A 22,213-nucleotide genomic window follows, 5' to 3' on the forward strand; every position below is an offset into this window, starting at 1 on the left:
GCGCCCCGCCGCACGATGGGGTCATGAGGACCTCCCCCGCTCTGCGTGCCGCCGCCCTCGCCGCCACCGCCACCGTGCTGCTGCCACTGGCGGCGTGCTCGGACGACGGGGACGACGGAGGTACGGGGAACGGGAGGCCGTCGGCCGCGTCGACGGCCTCCCCCACTGCGACGGCGGAGGAGCTGTCCTCCCAGAAGCTCGACTGGAAGCCGTGCCCGGCCCCCAACCAGGCCCAGGGCAGCGGCCCGTCCCCCTCGCCGCTGCCGGGCGGGACGTCGTGGGAGTGCTCCTTCATGGACGTCCCCCTCGACTACGCGGACCCGGAGGGCCGGACCGTCGAACTGGCGCTGATCCGTGCCGCCGCCCGGGACAAGGACCGGCGGATCGGTTCGCTGATCTTCAACTTCGGCGGCCCCGGGGGCTCCGGTGTCGCCACGCTGCCGTCGTTCGGGACCGCCTACGACGCGCTCCGCACCCGCTACGACCTGGTGAGCTTCGACCCGCGAGGGGTCGGCCGCAGCGAGGGCGTCGAGTGCTCGGACGACAGCACACTGGACAAGCGGTACGAGCAGGACGGGACCCCGGACGACGCCGAGGAGGAAAAGGCGTTCGTCGAGGACCAGAAGTCCTACATCGCGGACTGCGAGGAGAACTCCGGGGACGAGCTGCCCTACGTCGGCACGACGAACGCGGCCCGGGACATGGATCTGCTGCGTCAGGTGCTCGGTGACGACAAGTTGTACTACTTCGGGATCTCGTACGGCACCGAACTGGGCGGCGTCTACGCCCATCTGTATCCGAAGCGGGTCGGCCGGGCCGTCCTGGACGCGGTGGTCGACCCGACGGAGGACTCCCTGAAGTCCTCGCTCGGCCAGGCGGAGGGCTTCCAGCTCGCCCTGGACAACTTCACCGCCGACTGCGCCGAGCGCGACGACTGCAGGCTGCCGGGTGCCACCTCCGAGGAGGTCCAGGACTGGATCGCCGCTCTCCTCGCCGAGCTGGAGAAGAAGCCCGTCCCGGGGCTCGGCGAGCGGAAGCTGACCGAGACCCAGGCCACCACCGGCATCGCGTCCGCCCTCTACTCCAAGGAGACCTGGCCGTTGCTCGAACAGGGCCTCGACGAGGCGGACGGCGGGAACGGCGGACTGCTGCTCGCGCTCGCCGACTCGCTGAACGGCCGCTCCGAGGACGGGCACTACGACAACTCGAACGCCGCCAACACAGCCATCAACTGCGCGGACTCCGAGCAGCGGTTCACCCTGGAGCAGACCAGGAAGGCGCTCCCCGCGTTCCGCGAGGCCTCCCCCGTGTTCGGCGACTACCTCGGCTGGGGGCTGATGTCCTGCACCGGCTGGCCCGTCGCGGGCGCCTGGGACACCCCGGACGTCAGCGCGCCCGGTTCGGCCCCGATCCTGGTCATCGGCAACACCGGGGACCCGGCGACGCCGTACGCCGGAGCGAAGGCGATGGCCGCCGAACTCGGCAAGGGGGTCGGGGTCGAGCTGACGTACAAGGGCGAGGGCCACGGGGCGTACAACGGCGGCAGCACCTGCGTGCAGCGGGCCGTGGACGCCTATCTGCTCGAAGGTGAGGTCCCGAAGTCGGGAACGGTCTGCGAGTGACCGCTCGTTGTACGGCCGGACACCGGTGACGGTCCGGTCGCCGCCGGGCAGCATCGGAGCCATGGAGCCTTCGGGCACAGGGCCTTTCGGGCACAGGGCCTTTCGGGCACAGGTAATTCGGGCACAGGGCCTTCGGGCACAGGGCCTTCGGGCACGGGGAGGAAGCGCGCATGCGCGTACGTGGGCGGGCGCGTGGAGGCTCCGCGCTCGCCGGGGCGGCCCTGCTGCTGACGGCGGCGGTCCTCACGGGGTGCGACAGCGGTCCGGCGTCCGGCGCGTCCCGGCCCCTGGACTGGAAGCGCTGCGACGCCCCCGAGGGCGGCATCGAGCCGGGCCCCGCCTGGCGGTGCGCCACCCTTGCCGTTCCCCTGGACCACGCCGAGCCGGACGGAGAGACGATCGGCATCGCGCTGATCCGCAAGGCGGCCACGGAGAAGAGCGAGCGCATCGGATCGCTGCTCTTCAACTTCGGCGGCCCCGGCGGCTCGGGAGTCGGCATCCTGCCGCGCGCCGCCGATTCGTACAGGGAGCTCAACACCCGCTACGACCTGGTGGGCTTCGACCCGCGCGGGGTCGCGGCCAGCGCGGGGGTCCGCTGCCGCGGCGACAAGGAGCAGGAGACGGCCCACCGGGAGATCGACATGACCCCGGACACCCCTGCGGAGGAGGCCGCGTTCGTCGAGGACGGCAGGGACTTCGGCGCCGGCTGCGAGCGTCTCTCCCCCGAGGTGCTCCCCCACGTCGGCACGGTGAACGCCGCCCGGGACATGGACGCGATCCGCCGGGCACTCGGCGACGAGAAGCTCTCGTACTTCGGCGTCTCGTACGGCACGGAGCTCGGCGGGACCTACGCGCACCTCTTCCCGGAGTACGTGGGAAGGCTCGTGCTGGACGCCGTCGTCGACCCCACGGCCGACTCCGTGGGACACGCCCGCAATCAGGCGACGGGATTCCAGCGGGCCCTGGAGAACTACCTGAAGGATCGGGGCCAGGACCCGGCGGCCGGCACCCGGCGGACAGCGCGGCTGCTGGAGCGGATCGACAAGGACCCGCTGCCGACCTCCTCCGGGCGCGAGCTCAACGGATCGCTCGCCGTCCTCGGCATCGTGGCCCCCCTCTACTCGAAGAGCAGCTGGCCCACCCTGACGGCCGCACTCGACGAGGCGGAGAACAGAGGCACGGGCGACGGACTCCTCCAGCTGGCCGACTCGTACAACGGGCGCGACGCGCAGGGGCACTACGACACCCAGAGCCACTCCCAGCGGGCGATCTCCTGCGCCGACGCCAGGGCGAGGCCCACGGCTGCCGAGGCCCGGGCGCTGCTCCCCGAATTCCGGGAGCTCTCACCGGTCTTCGGCCCGTTCCTGGCCTGGGACACGGCCGGCTGGTGCGCGGGGTGGCCGGTCGAGGGGGAGCACGACACCCCGGAGGTGAGCGCCCCGGGCGCCGCCCCGATCCTGGTCATCGGCACGACCGGCGACCCGGCGACCCCGTACGAGGGAGCGCGGCGGATGGCGGACGAACTGGGCGAGGGGGTCGGCGTCATGCTGACCAACAAGGGCGAGGGACACGGCTCCTACGGCGGGAGCACCTGCGTGACCTCGCTCGTCGACTCCTACCTCCTCGACGGGAAGGTCCCGGCGGACGGACGCACCTGCTCCTGAGACCCGGACGCGCGAAGGGGCCGGCTCCACGGGAGCCGGCCCCTCGTACGTCACGTCGCAGGTCTAGTAGACCGGCTTCGCGGGCTCGATCTGGTTGACCCAGCCGATGACCCCGCCGCCGACGTGCACCGCGTCTGCGAAGCCCGCCGACTTGAGGACCGCGAGGACCTCGGCGCTGCGGACGCCGGTCTTGCAGTTCAGGACGATGCGCCTGTCCTGCGGGAGGTCCTGGAGGGCGGTGCCCATCAGGAACTCGTTCTTCGGGACCAGCCGGGACCCCGGGATCGAGACGATCTCGTACTCGTTCGGCTCGCGGACGTCGATGATCTCGATCTTCTCGTCGCCGTCGATCCACTCCTTGAGCTGCTTGGGGGTGATCGTGGAACCGGCCGCCGCCTCCTGGGCCTCCTCGGACACGACGCCGCAGAAGGCCTCGTAGTCGATGAGCTCGGTGACGGTGGGGTTCTCGCCGCAGACCGCGCAGTCGGGGTCCTTGCGCACCTTGACCTGGCGGTACTGCATCTCCAGCGCGTCGTAGATCATCAGACGGCCGACCAGCGGGTCACCGATGCCGGCGAGCAGCTTGATGGCCTCGTTGACCTGGATGGAGCCGATGGACGCGCAGAGCACACCCAGGACACCGCCCTCGGCGCAGGAGGGAACCATGCCGGGGGGCGGCGGCTCCGGGTAGAGGCAGCGGTAGCAGGGACCGTGCTCGGACCAGAACACGGACGCCTGGCCGTCGAAGCGGTAGATCGAGCCCCAGACGTACGGCTTGTTCAGCAGTACCGCGGCGTCGTTGACGAGATAGCGGGTGGCGAAGTTGTCCGTGCCGTCCACGATCAGGTCGTACTGCGCGAAGATGTCCATCACGTTCTCGGCTTCGAGCCGCTCTTCGTGAAGGACCACGTTCACCAGGGGGTTGATCCCCTGCACGGTCTCCTTGGCCGACTGGGCCTTGGACTTGCCGATGTCGGCCTGGCTGTGGATGACCTGACGCTGCAGGTTCGACTCGTCGACCTCGTCGAACTCGACGATGCCGAGCGTTCCGACACCGGCCGCGGCCATGTACATCAGAGCGGGCGAGCCGAGACCGCCGGCGCCCACACAGAGCACCTTCGCGTTCTTCAGCCGCTTCTGTCCGTCCATCCCGACATCCGGGATGATCAGGTGGCGGGAGTACCTGCGGACCTCGTCGACGGTGAGCTCAGCAGCTGGCTCGACCAGGGGTGGCAGCGACACAGGAACCTCAACAATGCAGGTGGTCGGTTTCTACGTACTTCATCTACGTACGGTTGTTCTCCCGTAACACTGCCACGCCGCTCCTCATTCCGAGATACCAGGTCCGATCCGCGAGACGAATTCGTCCCAGTAGCTGGGCAGTGCCGCAAATGGGTCGGTCTGTCCCTTCGCGCCGTCCCGGTCCGTGAAGAAGATCGTGCCCGCGCCCTGCCAGCGTGCGATGCGCATGGCCTCCTCCAGGTGGGTGCGCGGGACACCGTGGACGAGGTGCGCGAAGCGGCCCGGTTCGTACGCGGCGGTCCACTCGGCCACCTGGGACCAGCGGTAGTCGGTCCAGGGCCCCCGGAAGGTGACCAGCTGGTCGGCGGCCTCGGCGTAGCCGGGGTGCGGGTGGGTGCCGTGGCCCAGGACCAGCCGCCCGCCCTCCCCGTCCGCGCTGTCGCTGTCGCTGTCGCTGTCGGCCAGCAGCGCGGAGAGGGTACTGGTCAGCCGGCGGACCCCCTGGAGCCCGTCGCGTCCGTCCGGGCAGCGGTCCAGATAGAAGCCGCCGACGCGGTACCAGTCGAGGTAGGACTGGGCGTCGGCGACCAGCTCGCCGAACGGGCGGACGCCGAAGGCCAGGTCGAGGTGGCCCAGCAGCCTGCCTCCCGAGGCCCGGACGGTGTCCTCCGGCGCCTCTCGGTGCAGAGCGCGCTCGCGGGCGTTGCGCAGCCGTCCGGCTGCCTCCAGACAGTGCGGGTCGGGCCGTGCGCCCGGCCCGTCGTCGATGTTGAGGACGGCCCAGTGCAGCGGCGTGCCCGGCCGGTTGAGCCCGGCCCACTCGGCGGGCGCGAGCAGCGGGTGCGCGTATCCGGGCACCCCGACGCCGAGCTGTTCCGCCCCGCCGGTCCGCAGGGTGGAGCCGGTGCTGGTCAGATACGGCACGCCGCCTCCATCCAGATGTCCGCGAGGGACTCCTCCAGATTGATGCGGGGCCGCCAGCCGAGCCGGTCCCGCGCGGTGCGCACATCGGCCTGCTGCCAGGCGCCGCAGCCGTCGGGGTAGGGGGACGGGGTCGCGGCGAGGTGCTCCACGACCGACTCCGAGGAGGTGCGGGGAGCGCCGATGGGGAGCCTGCCGGGGGGCGTGTCGAGCTCGTGGAGCGCACCGGCGTAACCGGCGACCCTGGCGAGGACCGCCGCAGCGTCACGCAGCCGCACGGCCCGGCCGGTGCCGATGTTGACGACGCCCTGGGCGGCGGAGAGCGAGGCGGCGTGAACGGCACGCGCCACGTCGCGTACGTCGACGAAGTCGCGCTGCACCCCGAGGCCGCTGAGCTTGAGCTCGGGGTCGCCGGTCTGCATGGCACGGCGCATGGTCTCGGCCAGCCGGCCGAGCGGGGAGCCGGCCGGGGTGCCGGGGCCCACCGGCGAGAAGACCCGCAGGACGACCGCGTCGAGGCCGGAGCCGAGAACCAGTTCGGTGGCGGCGAGCTTGCTGACGCCGTACGGACCGCCCGGACGGGGCACGGCGTCCTCGGCGGTGGACGAGCCGGGCTGCGAGGGCCCGTACTCGGACGCGCAGCCGACCTGGACGAGCCGTGCGCTGCACCCGCTGCGGCGCATGGCCTCGCAGACGGTGGCCACGGCGACGGTGTTGTGGCGGGTCAGGTCCCGGGCCCCGCCGCGGGTGGCGCCCGCGCAGTTGACGACGACCCCGGGGTGGACGGCGTCCAGGAAGCGGGTGAGCGCTCCGGGGCTGCCGCCCGCGAGGTCGAAGCGCACGTCGGCGTCGTCGCCGCGGCCGAGCGCCGTGAGGTGCACGGCCGGGTCGGCGAGCAGCCGGTCGGCGACGAAGCGCCCGAGGAACCCGTTCGCTCCGAGCAGCAGAACCCTCATCGCGCGCCCCCTCGGTGCCGACGGCGAGCTGCCGGTGCGGGGGATTGGGGGGTCATGTCCGGTGTCTCCTTGAGGAAGGTGTGTGCGGTACGGGAGACCCGCGGCGTCGGCTCCGCGGGGTGGGGCGGGCCCCGGTCAGGCCGTGGCGTGGGCGGATGCCCGGGTGAGGGTGACCGAGGCGTGGACCAGCAGCCCGAACGCGGCGATGCCGCAGGCGAGTACGGGTACGCCGCCGGGTCCGGCCGCGACGACGACCGCGTCGACCGGCCGGGCGAGGAGGCCGAGGCCGGGCAGCCGCCCGGCCAGGACCAGGAAGGGGGCGGCCACTTCGACGGCGCAGGCGGCGGCGAGTGCGGTGGCGGCGGGTTCGGGGAAGCCGTGGACGGCCAGCAGCCGGGCCAGGAAGAGCAGCGCGCCGAGGGCGGCAGGGCCCGCGAGGGAGCCTCCCGCGCCGGGGTGGCCGAGATCGGCGAGGAGCAGCAGCCCGGTCAGCGCGCAGAGGAAGAGCGTGAGGACGCCGAAGAGCAGGGGGCGCGCGCCGGCGCCGAAGTCCGACAGGCCGTGGGATCCGGCGAGCCGGCGGCGCGCGTGCACCGCGAACAGGTGGGCGCACCAGGCCGCGGGGGCCAGGGCGAGTGCGAGCCCGAGCAGGGGGGCGGGTGCGGCGGTCCAGTGGCCGTCGGGTCCGCCGCTGATGACCTGGGCGAGCAGGTCGTCGCCGTACACGACGTAACCGAGGAGCCAGCAGACGTACAGCGTGACGCCACCGGTGCTGTCCGGGACGCGCAGCGGGCCGCCGCGCAGGGCCAGCCGGAGCCCGAGGAGGACGAGCACGGCCCCGGCCGCGGTCACCGCGAGCCGGGCCCCGCCGCCGAGCACCCCCTCGGTGGCCCTGAGCGCCCCGGCGGTCGCGAGGCAGGCGGCGCCGGGGAGCAGCGCCGGGAGCGTCCATCCGGCCCGCGCCTCGTCGGCGGGGTCCGGCTGCGGCCCGGGGGCGCGGGTGGCGGGTCTGCCCGTGCCGGGGACGCGGGCGTAGAGCTCCTCCGCGAGCGAGAAGACGTCACGGTGCCGGTAGCGCGCGGCGGTCCGGTCGGTGAGTCCGTGCGCCTCCAGACCTGCGGCGATCTCCAGCGGGTCGACGGCGCGCTCGCAGAGGTCCCGGTGCCGGTGCATGAGCGCCTTCACGGGGTCCGCGGGCCCGCGCCTGACCACCGGCCTGCGGTCGGGGTGGTAGGCGATCTCGGGGGCCCGGACGGCGGCACGGACCGCACCCGGCCTCTCGTCCGCCTGCTCGCCCCCGGCGTCTTGGTCCGGGGTGTCGTTCGGTCCGCCCATCGGGGCTCCTCCGTGGTCGCGTCCGCTCGTGCCGTCACGCATCGCCCTCACCCGCCCCGCGTGCGCCCGCGCACACGCCTTCCTCGCCGAGCGCCCAGCTCGGCACCCGGGAGGCGCCCGCGGCGACCCCGGCGGGCAGCGCCACCGGCATCCGGCCGGCCGGCAGAGCGCCCAGCACATGGGCCTCCGGCGGCGTGGCGAAGGGGCGCGGCGGGCCGGCCTGGTCCTGCGGGTCCTGCGGCGTCGCCCAACGGGCCGGGGCGTGGCCCGCCAGGTCGAGGTAAATGCCGCGAAATGCCGTGAGGTTCTGCTCGACGGTGAAGAGTTCGAGCGCCCTGGCGCGCGCCGCCGCACCCAGGCGCGCGCGGCGCTCCGGGTCGCGCAGGAGCGCGACGCAGGCGTCGGCGAGCGCCCGCGGATTGCGCGGGGGCACCACCAGGCCCGTACCTCCGACGACCTCGACGACGGCGCCCACGTCCGTCGAGACGGTGGCCCGGCCGCAGAACATCGCTTCGACCAGGCTGATGGGAAACCCCTCGACGACGCTGGAGAGCACGACGACGCCGCCCGCGGCGTAGGCCTCCGCGAGGTCGGGCACCTCGGGGCCGCCGATCTCCTCGAAGGTGACCGGGTTGTCGCCGACGGTGTGCGCGTCCGTGGCCTCGTCGGGGAAGAGCTGGGCGGCCAGCGCCCGGCAGTGGGCCAGGTAGCTGTCACCCTCGCCGCCCTGGACGGGTGCGCCGAAGATGCGCAGCCGTGCGTCGGGTTCGGCCCTGCGCACGGCTGCGAAGGCGTGGAGCAGGGCGATCAGGTCCTTGGCGGGTTCGATCCGTCCGATCCACACCAGGGTGCCGGGGCCGCCGTCGTCGTCGCCCTCCCCCACGGCCCGGAACCGGTCCGCCTCCATGCCCGGGTAGACCGTGCGCAGCTTGCCGCGGTCGGCACCGAACCGCTCCTGCCAGCGGCGGACATGGGTGTTACCGGGCGTGATCAGCGCGGCCTGCCGGTAGATCTCGGCGGCGAGCAGCCCGTGGAAGTTGGCCAGCAGGGCGCGCACCGGCGCACCGAGGGGCGCTTCGGGCGCCGCGAGGTAGTGGGCCCGTAGCGGCACACCGTGCTCCGTCACCAGCAGCGGCACACCGAAGAAGCGTTTGGCCAGCAGCCCCGGCAGAGCGGCCGCGCCGCCGGAGGCCGCATGGCAGAGGTCGACCGCGCCGAGACCGTCCTCGTCGTACCAGTCGAGGGAGAGGGGGCGCAGGGTGCGCTCCAGCTCGGTGACGAAGGCGAGGTAGTCGGGGACGGTGGCGTCCTGGACGGTCCGCCCGGTGCCCGGAGCGCGGCAGGCCGCCTCCACGATGCGTACGGCCGTCTCGGAGCGCAGGGCGTGGTGCAGTCCCCCGCGCTCCCGCGCCAGTTCGGCGAGGCCGTAGAGACCTTCCGTGAAGAGGCCGGCGGTCGCCCCGGCGGCCGCGCCCTCCGTTTCCGGCCCCGCCTCCGCGCCGGCGCAGACCGCGCCGACGAGCGCCGTCATGTGCGCCGTGAAGCGCCGCCGGTCCCGTCGTACGTACGAGCGCCCCAGGCCGGTGGCGATCCTGCCCGCCAGGCCCCTGGGGCGGTCGGTGTGCCGGGGGTCCTCCTCGTGCGTCCACATCGGTGCCGTCCGCACCCGGCCGACCCGGTCGGGGAGTCTGACCCAGCCCTGCCGTTCCTGGTCCGCGGAACGGCTGAGGGCGAAGAGGTCGAACTCGTGCTGGGGCAGGCCGCGCACGAGACGGTCGCACCAGAGTCTGGACTCACCGGTCGCATACGGATAACCACCGTCCGTGAGCAGTCCGATCCGCACGAGCACACCCCCGATCTCCCTTGTGGGCAGCCGCCGTTGCCCGGCGACTCGCAGCGGGACGACCGTATGCGGATACACAGGTGGTGCGACGGACGGTTGTCCGTCGCACCACCGAAAGGGGTGAACCGGCGTAACTTTCCCGCCCCGGTCGCGTTCTGTTGCGATACACGGGCACGCGGTGACGCACGGTCAGGCTGCGGCCAGCTCCGGCCCCGACCCGTCAGCCGGCGCCCGGCCGCCGGCCCGCCGCACGACGGCCGGTCGTGGGCGGTGAACTCGGGTCCGGCGGAGTGCGGCCCGAAGGGCTGTCCCGCAATCCCTGCCTTGCCGACGGTTCAGCTGCCCGGATACACCCAGGGGTTGGGGCGGCACTTGATGCCGTCCAGATCCAGGGTCTTGGTCTGCTGCTGCATCACGGGCGCCAGGGCGCCGGGGGTGCGGCAGCTCACGTGGTTGTGCCCCAGCCGGTGGCCGACCTCGTGGTTGATCAGCATCTGACGGTAGGCCAGGAGCTTGTCCGGACCGAAGGTCGAGGCACCCTGCGCCCAGCGGTAAGCGTTGATCATCACGCGGTCGGTGGCGGCGGAGTCGCAGGAGACGTTGTCCTCGGTGGTGTCAAGGCCGGACTTCGCACACCAGACACCCGTGGTCCCCGGGCTCGCGAGGGTGATGACGAAATCGGGTTCGCCGGAGGAGATCCGCTCGAAGGTCATGGCACCGTTGTGCGCCCAGCTGCGGTCGTCGTTCAGCGTCTTCTGCACCGCTTCGGCGAACAGCCCCGCGTCGAGGCCCATCCCCTGTTCGACGTCGATCCGGTACCGGTGCTTGTCCCCCCGTCCCGGAGCCTTCGCCAGCCCCGGTACCGCCTCGAACTTCCCGGACGCCTTGAGGTCCGGTGCCAGCGGAAAGGCAGTGGCCATCTTCTGCGCGTACGACAGGGGCTTGACCTCCTGCCGCTTCACCTCGGGGGTCGCCCGGTCGACCGAACGGGAGGCGTCCTCGGAGTCCTGCCGGTCGACGCCCGTGCTCTGCGGGCCGTCCCCCGCGCCCCCCGAGTCCTGTGCCACCTGCCCGGCGACCACGACCGCGAGCACCGTGGTCACGGCGGCGGCAGCGATCCCCGTGAACGTGCGGCCCCTGCCTCCCTTGGCCGGCGCGGCGTCCTCGTCCTCCGGTGCCTCGTCGGGCCCGCCGGGCTCCATGGAGGTCCGGGCCGGGCCCTCGGGCGGGGCCGGGGGTGCGGGATGCGAGGAGGCGGTGTCGAAGGCCTCCAGGAACTCCCTGCGCGGGCCCGGTATCAGCGCGGCGCTGCCGGTCTGCGGCCCGGCCGTACGCCGCCCGGCCGCCTGCTGCGCCGCCCGCTGCCGCGCCACGGCGTCCTGTCTGGCCCGGAAGAGCTCCTGGGCGCCGGGACCCTCGGGGTCCCTCCGGCCGTCGTATCCCGGCTGCGGGCCGGTCCCCCAGCCGCCGCCCGGCTCACGCTGTTCGGGGTGGCCGCCGCGCGCCCGCGGGGTTTCGGCGTACGGGCTGTGCCCGTCGCGCGGAGGCGGTGTGACGGGGTCCCGCCCGCGCCGGCCGGTGCCGCGCTCCGCGCCGGTACCTGTCGCGGTCCCGGTGTCGGGCCGGGTGGCCTCGGGGCCCTTTCGGCTGTGTCGTCCCACGCCCCGGATCAGCTCCTGCCACGTTCGTCGAGCAGTTCCCGGAACGCCTGGGCGACCGCCTCCGGGTACTCCATCATCGCCACGTGCCCCGCCTCGGGCAGTGTCAGCAGGCGCGACTCACGGAAGGCCGCGGACGCCCTGCGTGCCATCCGGTACGAGACCAGCTGGTCCCGTCCGCCGTACACCAGCAGGGTCGGTGCGAGCACCCGCTCGGCCTGGCGCCACAGCCCGTGCTGTCCGCCCAGCGTGTAGGCATCGACGATGCCCCGCGCCGAACGCGTCATGGCGTCCCAGAAGTACGGCAGTTCAAGCCGGCGCTCCATCTCGGCCACCGCGTGACGGAAGGCTTCGTCGGAGATACGTGCCGGATCGCCGTAACAGAGTGCCATGGCGCCACGGGTGCGCTGCTCCGCGGTCCAGTTCCGGGTGAGCCGGACGAACAGGGATGCGACGCCCGGGAGTGCGAGCAGGGCGGTCGGCACGGCGGGCCGCTGGACCCGGATCTCGGGCAGGGCCGGGGAGACCAGCGTCAGGGTGCGCACCAGATCGGGCCGGACGGCCGCGACCCGGGTGGCAACGGCGCCACCCAGAGAATTACCGAAAAGGTGAACGGGACCACGCCCGCCGGCGTCCAGCAGCCGGACCACCGCCCGGGCGTGTCCGTTGATGGAGTAGTTGCCGTCGTCCGGCGGCGGGGAGTCCCCGAAGCCGGGCAGATCGACCGCCTCGCTGTCGAGCGTGTCCGCCAGCAGCGGCATCAGGGCCGACCAGTTCTGGGAGGAGCCGCCCAGCCCGTGCACGAAGAGGGCGGGAGCCGCCCCGCCGGTCTCCGGCGGGCGGGAACGGACGGTCAGGGTGAGGCCGGGCAGCGCGACGGAGCGCAGCTCTTCGCCCTCCGCGACCCGGACGGCACTGACCGTGGGTGCCACCGCGGCGGCGGCAGCGTTGATACCGGGCAGCTCGGTCGAAGACATGGGGCAATGTTACGAGACGATCACGCGGTGGTTCATGTGTTCGCGGTCACAGGCCGCATCGCGCCCCCGGAGGCTTGCTCCTAGGCTGCAAGGGAAGAAGGAAGGGAGCCATCATGACGGTCGACCCGAGCGACCCCGAGACGTTCGAGGATCCGCAGCAGGACGAACCGGACCCTGAAGCCCCCGAAGCGGACGCCGCCGAACAGCAGGCCGCCGTCCGGCCGGAGCGCGACGAACCGCTCACCGGAATCGACCGCTCCACCGCCAACGAGGCGGATGCGGCGGAGCAGGCCCGCGTTGTCACACAAGATGAGGACGATTACCGGTAGAACGCACCGCTTTGCGGCATGGGCCGACATTTCTGCGGCTACCGCAGCCGTCCGGTCCGTGAAATTCTGCGTCCGCGCCGCGCACACCCGGGTTACTCAAAAGTACGATGGCCCCACGGCGCAGCGTTCACGGTACGGCTGTGTTCGATCACGAATTTGGGAGGCGGCGTGACAGCCATCGAGCAGACAGAGGCGGCGCGCCCGCGGGGCACCCGGCTGCCCCGCCGTGCCCGACGCAATCAGCTGCTGGGCGCCGCCCAGGAGGTCTTCGTCGCCCAGGGCTACCACGCGGCGGCGATGGACGACATCGCCGAGCGGGCAGGCGTCAGCAAGCCGGTGCTCTACCAGCACTTCCCCGGAAAGCTGGAGCTCTACCTCGCCCTGCTCGACCAGCACTGCGAGTCACTGCTCCAGGCGGTCCGTACGGCGCTGGCCTCGACCACGGACAACAAGCTGCGCGTCGAGGCGACGATGGACGCCTACTTCGCGTACGTGGAGGACGAGGGCGGCGCCTTCCGTCTGGTCTTCGAGTCCGACCTGACCAACGAGCCGGCGGTCCGCGAGAGGGTCGACCGGGTCTCGCTGCAGTGCGCGGAGGCCATCTCCGACGTCATCGCGGGTGACACGGGCCTGTCCAAGGACGAATCGATGCTGCTCGCGGTCGGCCTCGGCGGCGTCTCCCAGGTCGTGGCGCGCTACTGGCTCTCCAGCCCGTCCGGCATTCCGCGCGAATCCGCCGTGCAGCTGCTGACGTCGCTGGCCTGGCGGGGCATCGCCGGATTCCCGCTGCACGGTGCCGATCAGCACTGAACACGGTGTGAACCGCGGCCGGTGTTCGCTGCGGGCGTTGCCGGTCGACCCGTGGTCCGTCCCTTCACCGGGCTAATGTGTGCTGCGTACGGCGCGGTTCACCGCGCAGAGACGGACCGTCGGAGGGACATAGCCGTGGAGGTCAAGATCGGGGTGCAGCACACGCCCCGCGAGATCGTTCTGGAGAGCGGACTTTCCGCCGAAGAGGTCGAGAGCGCGGTCGGCGAGGCGCTCAACGGCAAGGCGCAGCTGCTCAGCCTCACGGACGACAAGGGCCGCAAGGTCCTGGTGCCGGCCGACCGGATCGCCTACGTGGAGATCGGCGAGCCCAGCACCCGACGGGTGGGATTCGGCGCGCTGTAGCCCGCGCGACACGGCAGCAGAGGTGGAGGCCCGGCGGAATCGTCCGCCGGGCCTCCACCTTTTCTCCTCGGGACCGGTTCGGGGTTCTTCCCTCGGTGGGGTTCACAACGGCCGCCGAGGGTTGTATCGCGCGAGCCACGGGTAGGACGGCCTACGACCGACCGACCGTCGCGAAAACAGCAGCGAGGTGACCCCTGTGCTCTGGGAATCCATCAGCGCCGTCGTGCTCGGAGTCGCCCTGTCCTGGGTCGTGCTCCGCTCCCTGCCCGGCCGGCTCCCGTCCTCCCGCGTGGTGTTCGTCACGGGCGGACTGGGTGCCCTCTTCGGCGCGTATCTGACGCATTCGACTCTGGGCTCCGGCCATGTCCTGGCCACACCCGCCGGTGCCGTGCTGGTCGGGGCGGTGACGCTGTCCCTGCTGATCCGCCCGCGCTCCAGCCGGCCGGTGCGGTCGGCGGCGGCCCAGTAGGGTCTGGCCTCCGGACCGGGCCGCGAGGCCGCGTCAGGCCGCGAGGCCGAGCGCGGCCATCCGCTTGGTGTGCGCCTCGGTGATCCGGGAGAACATCCTGCCGACCTCGGCCAGGTCGAAGCCGTCCGCCACGCCGCCCACGAGCATCGTGGACAGGGCGTCGCGGTCCGCGACCACCCGCTGCGCCTGCGAGAGAGCCTCGCCCATCAGCCTGCGCGCCCACAGGGCGAGCCTGCCGCCGAGGCGGGGCTCGGCCTCGATCGCGGCCCGCACCTTCTCGACCGCGAAGTTCCCGTGGCCCGTGTCGTCGAGTACGGAGAGGACGAGGGAGCGGGTGTCCGCGTCGAGGCGGGCGGCGATCTCCCGGTAGAAGTCGCTGGCGATCGAGTCGCCGACGTACGCCTTGACCAGGCCTTCGAGCCAGTCCGACGGGGCCGTCTGCCGGTGGAATTCGTCGAGTGCCTTGGCGAACGGCTCCATGGCGGAGGCAGGCGACTCGTCGACGGCCGTGAGCCGGTCGGTCAGCTGCTCGAAATGGTGGAATTCGGCGGACGCCATCTTCGCCAGTGCCGCCTTGTCGCCGAGTGTCGGAGCGAGTTTCGCGTCCTCGGCGAGCCGCTCGAAGGCCGCGAGTTCCCCGTAGGCGAGAGCGCCGAGGAGATCCACGACCGCGGCGCGGTACTGCGGGTCCTCGGACGCTGTGGCCCAGTCCTGGGCGGCGATACCGGTCGGTGCGGGTGCTTCGTCGGATGCTGCAGTGGCGTTGTCAGGCGTCTCCATGGAGCGCAGAATAGCCCGCCCCGCCGGGGACCGAAGGGCCCGCTCAGCGGGAGACATCACACCGATCCGATGAATTCGCCCAACACGCATGCGCGAATCCGGGGTACAGTGGTATTGCGCTTACTGAGCATTTGCTGTGCCAGAAGCGCGACCTTGAATGAGGATGCCCGGTCGGTGGCCCGATCGGCTCCGACCCGACAGCCCTCCACGCGGGGCGTACACCACGTACGACCGCAGATGAGGGGCCCCCTCAGCGGCACGACGCTCGAGCGACGGCAGTGGTCCCGCGCCACCCGGCCCATCCACGGCCGGATGACCAACCCCGGCACGGTACGACCCCCAGCGTTCGCCTCGGGCCGCGTCTCACAGAAGAGGCAGCACCCTGACTACGTTCCGCGACCTCGGAATCCTTACCGAGACGGCCGAAGCCCTCGAGGCGGTCGGCATCACGTCCCCCTTCCCCATCCAGGAGATGACGCTCCCCGTAGCGCTCTCCGGCTCCGACGTCATCGGCCAGGCCAAGACCGGCACCGGCAAGACGCTCGGCTTCGGTCTTCCGCTCCTGGAGCGTGTGACCGTCCCCGCCGACGTCGAGGCCGGCCGCGCCGCGCCCGAGAAGCTGACGGACGCGCCGCAGGCCCTGATCGTCGTCCCCACCCGCGAGCTGTGCCAGCAGGTCACCAACGACCTCCTGACCGCCGGCAAGGCACGTAACGTCCGCGTTCTCGCGATCTACGGCGGCCGGGCGTACGAGCCCCAGGTCGAGGCCCTCAAGAAGGGCGTCGACGTCATCGTCGGCACCCCGGGGCGGCTGCTCGACCTGGCGGGCCAGCGCAAGCTCGACCTGTCGCACATCCGCGTCCTGGTCCTCGACGAGGCCGACGAGATGCTCGACCTGGGCTTCCTGCCCGACGTCGAGCGCATCATCACCATGCTGCCGCCGAAGCGCCAGACGATGCTGTTCTCGGCCACCATGCCCGGTGCGGTCATCAGCCTCGCGCGCCGCTACATGTCGCAGCCGACGCACATCAACGCCACGTCGCCCGACGACGAGGGCACGACCGTCAAGAACACCGTGCAGCACGTCTACCGCGCGCACAACATGGACAAGCCCGAGATGGTCTCCCGCATCCTGCAGGCCGACGGCCGCGGGCTGGCGATGATCTTCTGCCGTACGAAGCGGACGGCCGCCGACATCGCGGAGCAGCTGGAGAAGCGCGGTTTCGCGTCCGGCGCGGTCCACGGCGACCTCGGCCAGGGCGCCCGTGAGCAGGCGCTGCGCGCCTTCCGCAACGGCAAGGTGGACGTTCTCGTCTGCACCGATGTCGCCGCGCGCGGCATCGACGTCGAGGGTGTGACCCATGTCATCAACTACCAGTCGCCCGAGGACGAGAAGACCTACCTCCACCGCATCGGCCGCACGGGCCGCGCGGGCGCCAAGGGCATCGCGGTCACGCTGGTCGACTGGGACGACATCCCGCGCTGGCAGCTGATCAACAAGGCGCTGGACCTGAAGTTCCCGGACCCGCCGGAGACGTACTCCACGTCCCCGCACCTGTACGAGGACCTCAGCATCCCGGCCGGCACCAAGGGTGTCCTGCCGCGCACCGAGCGGACCCGTGCGGGTCTGCGCGCGGAGGAGATCGAGGATCTCGGCGAGACCGGCGGCCGCGGCCGCAAGTCCGCCGCCTCCGCCCCCGCGCCCCGCGAGGAGCGTCCGCCCCGCACGCCGCGGCAGCGTCGTCGTACGAGGGGCGGCAGCGTCACCGACGAGGCCGCCGCCGTCACCGTGCCCGCCCCCGCCGCCGAGGCGACCGACGAGGCCACGTCCGAGCCGCGCACCCCGCGCCGTCGACGCCGTACCCGTGCGGCCGCTCCCGAGGCCGTGACCGAGGCCGCGGTGGCCGTGGCCGTGGCCGAGACCCCCGTCGTCGAGCCCGCGCCCGCCACCGAGGCCGATTCGACGCCCGTCACCGAGGGCGAGGCGGCCCCGGAGGCGAAGCCGCGCCGTCGCCGTGCGCGTGCCACGACCGCGGCCGTCGCCACCGAGCCGGCCCTCGCGCCGGCCCCGGCCGCCGAGCCCGTGGTCGACTTCCAGACCGTGGCCGTCGCCGCGCCCGCGGCGGAGCCCGTCGCCACCAAGCCGCGCCGTCGCGCCCGGGTCGTGAAGCCGGCCGACGAGGTCGACTTCCAGATCGCCCCGGCCTCCGAGCCGGTGACCGAGACCAGGTCGCGCCGCCGTCCGCGTGCCGCCGCCAAGCCGAAGGCCGAGGCCGCGGTCGCCACGGCGACCGCCGAGGACGCGGCGGAGACCAAGCCGCCCCGTCGTCGGCCGCGCGCCGCCGCCGCGGAGAAGGCGGAGACCGCCGCGGTCACCGAGGCCGTGACGGACGGCGAGGCGCCCGCGAAGCCTCGCAGGCGCCGGTCCCGCGCGGCAGCAGCCGCCGAGACGGCCGAGGGCTGATCTCCGGCCACCGTTTCATCCGCGTACGGCCCCGGTTCCCGCTCTGCGGGGCCCGGGGCCGTACGTCTGCCCGGGCGTGGCCGGGCCCCCGGCGATACCCTCGGCCCCATGAGCCGGCCGCCCACCTTCACCCCGCCCCCCTGTGCCCGTTCCCGCGTACTGCGTACCGAGCGCGGGGACTTCGCCGTGCTGGACGCCGCGCCGCCGGCGGGCGCGCACTCCACCGCCCTTCTGCTGCCCGGGTACACCGGCAGCAAGGAGGACTTCATCGCACTGCTCGAACCCCTCGCCGACGCCGGGTTCCGCGTGCTGTCCGTCGACGGGCGGGGGCAGTACGAAACCGAGCGGACGGACCGTCAGAACGCTTATGCACAAGCCGAGTTGGCGCGTGACGTACTGGCTCAGGCGGCCGCCGCCGACGACACCGCGCTGCCCGGTGCCCTCCATCTGCTCGGGCACTCCCTCGGCGGCCAGATCGCCCGGGCGGCGGTCCTGCTCGACGCCACGCCCTTCCGGTCGCTGACCCTGATGTCGTCGGGCCCCGCCGAGATCGACCCCGCGCAGCAGCAGAAGGCGCGGCTGCTCGGTGACGCGCTGAGCCGCTGGAGCATGGCCGAGGTCTGGCAGATGATGCGTGCCATGGACCCGCCCGAGGACGCGGACACGGGCGACGGTGAGGATCTGCGCCGCCGCTGGCTGCTTCACGACCCGGCCCAGCTGATCGCCACCGGCGCGCAGCTGTCGTCCGAACCCGACCGGGTGGACGAGCTCGCCGCGCTCCCCCTTCCCGTGCACGTGATCTCGGGCGAGCGCGACGACGTCTGGCCGGTGCCGCTGCTCGACCGGATGGCGGAACGGCTCGGTGCCCGTCGCACCGTGATCGAGGGCGCCGAGCACTCCCCCAACACGGCCCGGCCCCAGGAGACCGCCGCGGCCCTCGTCTCGTTCTGGAAGAGCGTCTGAGCTCCCCCGGGAGCCTCCTCCCCGGGGGCCCCGGCGGCCGGTGTCAGTACTGCGCCTGGAGGTGCTGCCAGAAGCCGTCACGCAGCGCCCTGCGCAGGTGGGCATGGCCGCGCAGCGAGTGCTGGAGGAGCCGTTCGGCCTCGACGAGCAGATCCTGGTCGACGGAGCCCGGCAGGTAGGGGTGCCCCGGCAGCAGGTCGGCGAGGGCCTCTCGGCCGCGCGAGGAGAGCCAGCCCGCGGCGATCTGCGCGCCGACGAAGCGGACGTCCTCGCGCGCGGGCGCCGGGCTGTCGTCCTCGTACATCGTGACGGAGCGCCGGGTCACGTACGGGCGGCAGAAGTCGAGGTCGAAGGTGCGCTGGCTGTCGACCTCCCAGAGCAACGGCTCGGCCTGGTTGCGGCCTTCGCCCGCCTCGATGCCCCAGAGGTGGACTCGGGCACCGTAGCCCTGGGCGGCTTCGACGGCCGAGACGAGGTCCTCGTCGCCGCCGACGAGGGCCGCGTCGCTGATGGCGCGGTGCCTGGCGAGCGACTCGAGGTCGGTGCGGATGAGTGAGTCGACGCCCTTCTGCTGGTTGTTGGCGTTGAGATTGCCCAGCCTGACCTTGACGTCGGGGAGTTCGGCGATGGACTGCTGCTCGACGGTGTGGATCCGGCGCCTGGCCCCGTCGTACCAGTACACGCGCAGGAGCCTGCTGTCCGCGAAGATCGTGCGGGCCTTGTCGATGAATGCCTCGATCAGCCCTTCCGCGTCCAGGTCGAAGGACCGGCGGTCCTCGGTGCCGGTGACGAGGAGCCCGGCCGCCGCGTAGACGTACCCCGCGTCGACGAAGATCGCGTGGGTGGAGGGGGTCTTCGACACCTCGGCGAGGACGCGCTGGAGCAGTTCGTTGGTGCGGTCCAGGTGTTCGCGGATGCCCGGCCCCTCGTCCGTCCACGTGTCCGGGTGGCTCATACGGGCCTCATTGTCTGCGCACGGCTGATTACCGACGGGTACTTAGACATCCAAAAAATTTCCTTAGCGTAGGGAATGTTTGCAGTAGGCAAGTCGTTGTACCCCCTGAGGAGCGCGAGACGCAGACACCTTGCGCTCCCCATCCTTGCGGACGGCAAGCCCGTCCTCCCAGTAGTTCTCCAGCAGGAGGATCAGACGAAGGGAAGCCATATGCGCTTCGAGATCATGCGACTCGACGACGTCGACGGTACCGCCGTGGACAGCACCGTCGTGGACGCCGCCTCCGTCAACCGGATCGTGCAGCAGGCCGCGTCAATCGGCCAGCGCATCTACATCCGGCCGGCCGACACGTCGGCTTCGTAACACCTTGCATTGCTCGGCGTCGCTGGTTTCGAGCGGATGACATGAGCTGAAGACGAAGCGCCCCCGCACGGAAGGCCCGTGCGGGGGCGCTGTGGTGTCCGGGCCGTACGGGCCTCAGGAGTTCTGGATGACCTGGGTGACGCCGTTGATGATCTGCTGCACGGCGATGGCCGAGAGCATCATCCCGGCGAGCCGGGTGACCAGGACCACACCGCCGTCCTTGATCACACGGATGATCAGCAGCGAGTACCGCATGGTCACCCAGAGCACGACGTGCATCGCGACGATCGCCGACCAGACGGAGATCTGACCGGCCGTCCCGTCGGCGTTCTGCACCGCGAGGATCACGGAGACGATCGCACCGGGCCCGGCGAGCAGCGGCATGCCCAGCGGTACGAGGGCGACGTTGACGTCCTTGGTCTGCGTCGGCTCGTCCGTCTTGCCGGTGAGCAGGTCCAGTGCGATGAGCAGCAGGAGCAGCCCGCCCGCGATCATCAGCGCCGGCACGGAGACATGCAGGTAGTCGAGGATCTGCTGGCCGAGCAGGCCGAAGACGGCGATCACACCGAAGGCGACGGCGACGGCCTGCAGAGCCATCCTGCGCTGCACCTTGGCGGGGCGGCCCGCGGTGAGGGCCAGGAAGATCGGGGTGATTCCGGGGGGATCCATAATCACAAAAAGGGTGAGAAAGAGGGATCCGAAGACAGCGATGTCGAACACGGTGAGCCTTGCGAGAGAAGAGCGGGCCGAACAGGAGGACGCGTGCCCGCACGCCTTGAGGGCGCCCGGGAGCACGGGGATGCGACAGGAGGAAGAGGGGGAAGGGACCCGTTACGCGGGACCCGTTACGCGGGAGCCGGTCCGCCGGCGCCCGGCACGGGGAACGCTCCCGTGGCGCGCCGGGTGATCTCGCCGTAGATCTCGGGGTCGGTGGTGTACTCCCCGAGCCGGACGGTCTTGCGCGAGCCGTGATAGTCGCTGGACCCGGTGGGCAGCAGTCCCAGCTCGGCGGCGAGCCCCCGCAGCCGGGCCCGGGTGGGCTCGTCGTGGTCCATGTGGTCGACCTCGATGCCGTCGAGCCCGGCGTCGGCCAGCCGTGCGATCACGGCTTCCGGGACCACCTCGCCGCGCTTGACGGCGAGCGGGTGGGCGAAGACGGTGACGCCGCCCGCGGCCTTGACCAGCCGGATCGCGTCGAACGGGTCGAGTTCGTGCTTGTCGGCGTACGCCCGCCCGCCGTTGCCCAGCCAGGCCGAGGTGAAGGCGTCGGAGACGGTGTCGACGACGCCGAGCTCCACCAGGGCGGTCGCGACGTGCGGGCGGCCGACCGAGCCGTTCCCCGCGATCCGCGCGACCTGTTCCCAGGTGACCGGGACACCCAGCTCCTGGAGCCTGCGCACCATGGCCTGCGCCCGCGGGACCCGGTCGTCCCGGACGAGCTCGCGCTCACGGGAGAACTCGGGCTCGGACGGGTCGAAGAGATAGGCCAGCATGTGCACGCCGATGCCGTCGAAGCGGCAGGAGAGCTCGGCGCCGGTGACGAGCGTGAGCCCTTCGGGGAGGGCGGCCAGCGCCTCCGCGTGGCCTCCCACCGTGTCGTGGTCGGTCAGTGCGACGACGTCGAGACCGGCCGCCGCCGCGTTGGCCACCAGCTCGGCGGGGGTGTCCGTGCCGTCCGAAGCGGTGGAGTGGGTGTGCAGATCGATGCGCACGACGCGTACTCCGGAGCTGGCGGGCGGACAGGGGACGCTCAAGGATAACCGCCGGGCGTCACCCGTCCGGCCCCCCGCCACCGCCGGGTCAGGGCCGTGTGAGCAGCCGGGGGGTGAGGGCCCCGCACGGCAGGAGGTCCACTTCCCCTCCGGCGTCACGCAGGTCGGTCAGCACCAGTTCGTCGTACATCAGGAGCCCGGACTGTTCGGGCCAGACGATCGCCCAGAGCCACAGGCCACGCGCCTCGCCCGCGAAGACCGCACGGTCGGCGGGGGCGTTCCTGACGTGCCAGAGCGGGGTGGGGCGTCCCGCCGCGAGCACCTTGGCGTCGGGGGCGGCCTCGACTGCCAGTCCGGAGCCGGGGTCGGGGCCGTCGATGCCCGCGTAACGCGCGCCGAGCCCGACGCCGAGCTCCTCGGCGACGAGCAGCAGCTCCCCCATGCCTCCGAGCGGGCCGGGGCCCGAGCAGACGACGGCGGTGGCCCGGCCGCCGCTGCGGTCGTCGCCCGCGTACGCCGCGCCCGTGAACAGCCAGCCCACCGGGAGCGGCCAGGGCATCCACACCGGCACCTGGGCCCGGTGGACCACCACGCCCAGCGCCTCGACGCTGGGCGGGACCACCGGCTGCATCGGGTGCACCTGGCCGTGCGAAGAGCACTGCCAGGCATCGGCGAAAAGGCCGGGCGCCCTGACCCGGCCACCGCACTTCGGGCAACTGGGTTCGCCCCTCATACCGCCCAACGGTCCTCCCCGGTCGTCGCCGCGTCAAGGACGATCACCCGTCCG

At 72.4% G+C, this 22,213-nt stretch carries 21 protein-coding genes; 9 read left to right on the top strand and 12 right to left on the bottom strand.

What is annotated here, in order from left to right; genetic code table 11:
• Window positions 1-23: 23 nt before the first annotated feature.
• Together AB0P41_RS29360 and AB0P41_RS29365 are read left to right on the top strand one after the other, a co-directional pair.
• Window positions 24-1,622 carry an alpha/beta hydrolase gene (locus AB0P41_RS29360; protein WP_356716161.1) on the top strand — a complete coding sequence of 533 codons (1,599 nt, stop codon included), beginning with the start codon at window positions 24-26 and terminating at the stop codon, window positions 1,620-1,622.
• Window positions 1,623-1,792: 170 nt separating this feature from the next.
• Window positions 1,793-3,286 (top strand): alpha/beta hydrolase, encoded by a 1,494-nt coding sequence (locus AB0P41_RS29365; protein ID WP_365935086.1) that lies wholly within the window; start codon window positions 1,793-1,795, stop codon window positions 3,284-3,286.
• A gap of 63 nt (window positions 3,287-3,349) precedes the next feature.
• On the opposite strand, the gene moeZ is transcribed toward AB0P41_RS29365, so the two are convergent.
• From moeZ to AB0P41_RS29400, 7 genes are all read right to left on the bottom strand, one after another.
• A complete protein-coding gene (gene moeZ / locus AB0P41_RS29370; RefSeq protein WP_356716158.1) occupies window positions 3,350-4,528 on the bottom strand; it encodes an adenylyltransferase/sulfurtransferase MoeZ in 1,179 nt (392 codons plus the stop codon).
• An 84-nt stretch (window positions 4,529-4,612) separates the two neighbouring features.
• Complete coding sequence (locus AB0P41_RS29375) at window positions 4,613-5,452, bottom strand: spherulation-specific family 4 protein (RefSeq protein WP_365935088.1); 840 nt, start codon at window positions 5,450-5,452, stop codon at window positions 4,613-4,615.
• The gene (locus AB0P41_RS29380) at window positions 5,440-6,405 is read right to left on the bottom strand and encodes an NAD-dependent epimerase/dehydratase family protein (RefSeq protein ID WP_356716154.1); all 966 of its coding nucleotides are present in this window, start codon (window positions 6,403-6,405) and stop codon (window positions 5,440-5,442) included. Before AB0P41_RS29380 ends, AB0P41_RS29375 begins: the two co-directional genes overlap by 13 nt.
• Before the next feature lie 135 nt (window positions 6,406-6,540).
• The gene (locus AB0P41_RS29385; RefSeq protein WP_365935090.1) at window positions 6,541-7,740 is read right to left on the bottom strand and encodes a hypothetical protein; all 1,200 of its coding nucleotides are present in this window, start codon (window positions 7,738-7,740) and stop codon (window positions 6,541-6,543) included.
• 34 nt (window positions 7,741-7,774) lie between these two features.
• Window positions 7,775-9,583: a DUF3492 domain-containing protein gene (locus AB0P41_RS29390; protein WP_365935186.1), complete on the bottom strand. Its 1,809-nt coding sequence runs from the start codon at window positions 9,581-9,583 to the stop codon at window positions 7,775-7,777.
• A 335-nt stretch (window positions 9,584-9,918) separates the two neighbouring features.
• Window positions 9,919-11,244 carry a DUF3152 domain-containing protein gene (locus tag AB0P41_RS29395; RefSeq protein ID WP_356716150.1) on the bottom strand — a complete coding sequence of 442 codons (1,326 nt, stop codon included), beginning with the start codon at window positions 11,242-11,244 and terminating at the stop codon, window positions 9,919-9,921.
• An 8-nt stretch (window positions 11,245-11,252) separates the two neighbouring features.
• Window positions 11,253-12,218: an alpha/beta hydrolase gene (locus tag AB0P41_RS29400; RefSeq protein ID WP_365935092.1), complete on the bottom strand. Its 966-nt coding sequence runs from the start codon at window positions 12,216-12,218 to the stop codon at window positions 11,253-11,255.
• A gap of 113 nt (window positions 12,219-12,331) precedes the next feature.
• Here AB0P41_RS29400 and AB0P41_RS29405 point away from each other — a divergent pair, with 113 nt between their 5' ends.
• The 4 genes from AB0P41_RS29405 to AB0P41_RS29420 all read left to right on the top strand — a co-directional run bounded on the left by AB0P41_RS29405 (window position 12,332) and on the right by AB0P41_RS29420 (window position 14,189).
• Complete coding sequence (locus AB0P41_RS29405) at window positions 12,332-12,547, top strand: hypothetical protein (protein WP_365935094.1); 216 nt, start codon at window positions 12,332-12,334, stop codon at window positions 12,545-12,547.
• A 168-nt stretch (window positions 12,548-12,715) separates the two neighbouring features.
• Window positions 12,716-13,357 (top strand): TetR/AcrR family transcriptional regulator, encoded by a 642-nt coding sequence (locus AB0P41_RS29410; RefSeq protein ID WP_356716144.1) that lies wholly within the window; start codon window positions 12,716-12,718, stop codon window positions 13,355-13,357.
• A 135-nt stretch (window positions 13,358-13,492) separates the two neighbouring features.
• Window positions 13,493-13,720, top strand: coding sequence for a DUF3107 domain-containing protein (locus tag AB0P41_RS29415; protein ID WP_167526138.1), 228 nt, complete (start codon window positions 13,493-13,495; stop codon window positions 13,718-13,720).
• A 196-nt stretch (window positions 13,721-13,916) separates the two neighbouring features.
• On the top strand, window positions 13,917-14,189 hold the full coding sequence (locus AB0P41_RS29420; RefSeq protein WP_356716142.1) for a hypothetical protein: 273 nt from the start codon (window positions 13,917-13,919) through the stop codon (window positions 14,187-14,189).
• A gap of 33 nt (window positions 14,190-14,222) precedes the next feature.
• Here AB0P41_RS29420 and AB0P41_RS29425 read toward each other — a convergent pair whose 3' ends face one another.
• Window positions 14,223-14,969: a ferritin-like fold-containing protein gene (locus AB0P41_RS29425; RefSeq protein ID WP_356716140.1), complete on the bottom strand. Its 747-nt coding sequence runs from the start codon at window positions 14,967-14,969 to the stop codon at window positions 14,223-14,225.
• 472 nt (window positions 14,970-15,441) lie between these two features.
• Between AB0P41_RS29425 and AB0P41_RS29430 the strand changes: the two genes are divergently transcribed.
• Together AB0P41_RS29430 and AB0P41_RS29435 are read left to right on the top strand one after the other, a co-directional pair.
• Window positions 15,442-17,433, top strand: a complete 1,992-nt coding sequence (locus AB0P41_RS29430; protein ID WP_365935096.1) for a DEAD/DEAH box helicase — start codon at window positions 15,442-15,444, stop codon at window positions 17,431-17,433.
• A 108-nt stretch (window positions 17,434-17,541) separates the two neighbouring features.
• A complete protein-coding gene (locus tag AB0P41_RS29435; RefSeq protein ID WP_356716136.1) occupies window positions 17,542-18,396 on the top strand; it encodes an alpha/beta fold hydrolase in 855 nt (284 codons plus the stop codon).
• A gap of 43 nt (window positions 18,397-18,439) precedes the next feature.
• Here the strand turns inward: AB0P41_RS29435 and AB0P41_RS29440 are convergent, their stop codons facing one another.
• Window positions 18,440-19,351 carry an NYN domain-containing protein gene (locus tag AB0P41_RS29440; protein WP_356716134.1) on the bottom strand — a complete coding sequence of 304 codons (912 nt, stop codon included), beginning with the start codon at window positions 19,349-19,351 and terminating at the stop codon, window positions 18,440-18,442.
• Between the two features lie 210 nt (window positions 19,352-19,561).
• Here AB0P41_RS29440 and AB0P41_RS29445 point away from each other — a divergent pair, with 210 nt between their 5' ends.
• Window positions 19,562-19,714: a hypothetical protein gene (locus tag AB0P41_RS29445; protein WP_307125088.1), complete on the top strand. Its 153-nt coding sequence runs from the start codon at window positions 19,562-19,564 to the stop codon at window positions 19,712-19,714.
• A gap of 114 nt (window positions 19,715-19,828) precedes the next feature.
• Here AB0P41_RS29445 and AB0P41_RS29450 read toward each other — a convergent pair whose 3' ends face one another.
• The 3 genes from AB0P41_RS29450 to AB0P41_RS29460 all read right to left on the bottom strand — a co-directional run bounded on the left by AB0P41_RS29450 (window position 19,829) and on the right by AB0P41_RS29460 (window position 22,159).
• Window positions 19,829-20,434 (bottom strand): MarC family protein, encoded by a 606-nt coding sequence (locus AB0P41_RS29450; RefSeq protein WP_356716133.1) that lies wholly within the window; start codon window positions 20,432-20,434, stop codon window positions 19,829-19,831.
• Between the two features lie 125 nt (window positions 20,435-20,559).
• Window positions 20,560-21,426, bottom strand: coding sequence for a PHP domain-containing protein (locus AB0P41_RS29455; protein ID WP_356716131.1), 867 nt, complete (start codon window positions 21,424-21,426; stop codon window positions 20,560-20,562).
• Window positions 21,427-21,514: 88 nt separating this feature from the next.
• Window positions 21,515-22,159: a DUF6758 family protein gene (locus AB0P41_RS29460; RefSeq protein ID WP_356716129.1), complete on the bottom strand. Its 645-nt coding sequence runs from the start codon at window positions 22,157-22,159 to the stop codon at window positions 21,515-21,517.
• Window positions 22,160-22,213: the final 54 nt, after the last annotated feature.

The sequence above is a fragment of the Streptomyces sp. NPDC079167 genome (assembly GCF_040686735.1).
Classification (GTDB): Bacteria; Actinomycetota; Actinomycetes; order Streptomycetales; family Streptomycetaceae; genus Streptomyces.